We start from the raw sequence: 3144 nt of genomic DNA, 5'->3' as shown, positions 1-3144 counted from the left end.
AATCAAGGTCGACTACAAGGCCAAGACCGTAGAAATGGGCGGTAAGGTATATAATGAGGGCGATTGGATTTCACTCAATGGCTCTACCGGTGAAGTTTACGACGGACAGGTGCCCACTGCTGAGCCTGAACTCGGTGGCGACTTCGGCGCAATCATGAATCTTGCTGCAAAATACACCAAGACTCTCGTGCGCACTAATGCAGATACCCCCCGCGATGCCAAGCAGGCACGCCACTTCGGCGCCCAGGGTATCGGTCTCTGCCGTACCGAGCATATGTTCTTCGAAGGTGACCGTATCAAGGCTGTGCGTGAAATGATTCTCGCGAGCGATGTTGACGGCCGTCGTAACGCTCTTGACAAACTGCTCCCGATGCAGCGCTCTGACTTCGAAGGTATCTTCGAGGCTATGGACGGCTTTGGCGTTACTATTCGTCTGCTTGATCCCCCGCTGCATGAGTTTGTACCCCATCAGACTGCTACTCAGAAAGAGCTCGCCAACGAGATGGGTCTTACCCTTGAGGAGGTTAAGGCAAAGGTTGATAGCCTTGAGGAGTTCAACCCGATGCTCGGACACCGCGGCTGCCGCCTTGGTATCACATATCCCGAGATTACCGAAATGCAGACCCGCGCTATCATTGAGGCTGCCCTCAACATGAAGGCTCGTGGCATCAAGGTGTTCCCTGAGATTATGATTCCTCTGGTTGGTACTCTTAAGGAAATCCAGAATCAGGCCGACGTTATCAACATTACCGCATCCAAGGTATTCGAAGAACGCGGAGAAAGCGTTGCCTACAAGGTTGGTACTATGATTGAGGTGCCCCGTGCAGCCCTTACTGCCGATCAGATTGCTACTGTAGCCGATTTCTTCTCATTTGGTACCAACGACCTTACCCAGATGACATTCGGTTACTCTCGCGATGACGCACCCAAGTTCCTTAAGTTCTACAAAGAGCATGGTATTATCAAGACTGATCCCTTCGAAGTTCTTGACCAGGAAGGCGTTGGCCAGCTCGTGCGCATGGGCGTAGAGAAAGGCCGTGCTACCAAGCCCGAACTTAAGGTGGGTATCTGTGGCGAGCATGGCGGCGAGCCCAGCTCTGTTAAGTTCTGCGCTAAACTCGGCATGAACTACGTCAGCTGCTCACCCTACCGCGTGCCCATCGCTCGTGTAGCTGCGGCGCAGGCCAGTCTGGAAGACTAAGACATAACGTAACATAATCCGACAGTTAGGCTGTAACGCTTTGAGAAATCAGGCGTTACAGCCTAAGTTGTTCTTAGGGGGTTCGTTCACTTGGCATCACTTTGTGTGTACAAATGCGCGGATTTGCGTACAGAAAGTGTCACACATTTGGCAGGGGTGCATACAGCGTGTGTACACTGGTGTGTACGACACTAACTCTCGGTAGTAGTGAGAGATATAAAATCAATGGAATTTATTAACCTCAAAATATTGGAACATAGAAGAGACAATGGCAAACTTCAAGGCAGTTGTGCGCGGTGAGCGCAAGGACGGATTCATGCAGGTCTATATCCGTGTTACCCATCGCAGAGTGCATGGGTATATCAAGACCGACAAGATGATTACGAAAAAGGAACTCTCCAAGTCAAAGGAGATTAAAGACCCGTTTGTGCTTAACTGGTGTTCGGAGCGGATACTGGAGTTCAATGACCGACTGAACAAAAAGGACATCAGCAGGTGGACAGTGGCCGAGGTCGTGGAATATCTTAAAACCGGTGAGGATGACATCTGCTTCAGCGACTACGCACGCCACCATATCGACCGCATGGTGGACCGGTACCAGTTGCGCACGGCGCAGAACTATCGGCAGGCTCTCGGACACATGGAGCGGTTTTACGGCACGAACAAAATCATGTTTGCGCAGCTTACCTCAACGCAGATAACGAGGTGGATTCAGTCGCTGGAGCATACGCACAGGGCAAAGGAGATGTACCCGGTGTGTATGAGGCAGGTGTTCAAGGCTGCGGTTGAGGAGTATAACGACTATGACAACGGCAATCTGCGCATAAAGGTCAATCCGTGGGGCAAGGTAAAGATTCCTCAGAGTGACCGTACAGTCAAGAAAGCTATTAGCCCGGAGGATTGCAGGCTGTTCTTTACTGCACCTCTCCCGGATACACGCATGGTCGATCCGTTGCCCGAACTGGGGCGCGATGTGGCGAAGATGGTGCTGTGTCTCGCAGGCATGAACACGGTCGATATCTACGAGCTGCGTAAGGAGGATTACCGAAACGGCTGTATCTGCTACAAGAGAGCCAAGACGAAGAAGTTCCGCGCCGATGACGCATATTTCGAGATTCGTGTCGAGCCGATTATTCAGCCGTTAGTTGAGAAATATCTGGCCGAGGCTGACGACCCCTACTTGCTGAACTTTCACAAGCGGTTCACGTCCTCGGACTCGTTCAACGCGAATGTGAACAATGGCATAAAGCAGCTCTGCAAGAGCATGGGGATACCGAAAGAGTGTTGGTACAGCGCATACACGTTCCGTCACACTTGGGGAACGGTGGCGCAGAACGATTGCGGGGCGAGCATCGCGGAGGTGGCGTTTGGTATGAATCATTCGCATGGGCATACGATAACGCGAGGCTATATCAAGATTGATTTCACTCCGGCCTGGGAGTTGAACGCCAAAGTGATTGATTTTATCTTTTTCTCCACGGCGAAGAGCAAGCAGGGAATGGCGCGAGGGGTTGATGAGCCTGCTGACAAGTTGTTCCGGCTTTCGCCCAAGCGCATGGTCTATGCCCGTGCCTACTTTCGCGGAGAGGTGCTTGCCGAGGTCAGTGACATAGGCTTCGGGAATGTCGATGCGGTCATCAGCAGGCTTGCGGAGCAGTTGCCCGACACAATCCCGACTGGCTGTGCTGTGCAGTTTCGCATAAAGGACGTGGACGCTGACCGTGAGGCGGTGTATGAGCGCACGAAGGGAAAGGGTTTTTGATTTTTTTTAATTTTTTCGGGGGTGGGGCGGCGGTGTCTTCTCTCTCGTGCGTGTGCGTGTGTTCGTGCGCGTGTGCGCGCACTCCACCACCGCCACCTTTTCTTTTATTTATTTTTCTTTTCTTTTATTTTATTTGTGTACCAAATGCGGAGTTTATTGCCATTAATGCGGAGTTTTCCCG

At 51.8% G+C, this 3144-nt stretch carries 2 protein-coding genes; both read left to right on the top strand.

The annotated features are described in order from the left end of the window. Nucleotides 1–1201, top strand: a 1201-nt coding sequence (locus tag K2I50_RS06155; protein WP_367279091.1) for a putative PEP-binding protein, incomplete at its 5' end; no start/stop codon positions are given. A gap of 268 nt (nt 1202–1469) precedes the next feature. Beyond that, a complete protein-coding gene (locus tag K2I50_RS06150; protein ID WP_301025326.1) occupies nt 1470–2963 on the top strand; it encodes a tyrosine-type recombinase/integrase in 1494 nt (497 codons plus the stop codon). Nucleotides 2964–3144 lie beyond the last annotated feature (181 nt).

Source organism: Muribaculum sp., from assembly GCF_029051885.1.
Classification (GTDB): domain Bacteria; phylum Bacteroidota; class Bacteroidia; order Bacteroidales; family Muribaculaceae; genus Muribaculum.
Note: the sequence above shows the minus strand (reverse complement) of the source record. Positions and strands in the feature narration are given on the sequence as shown.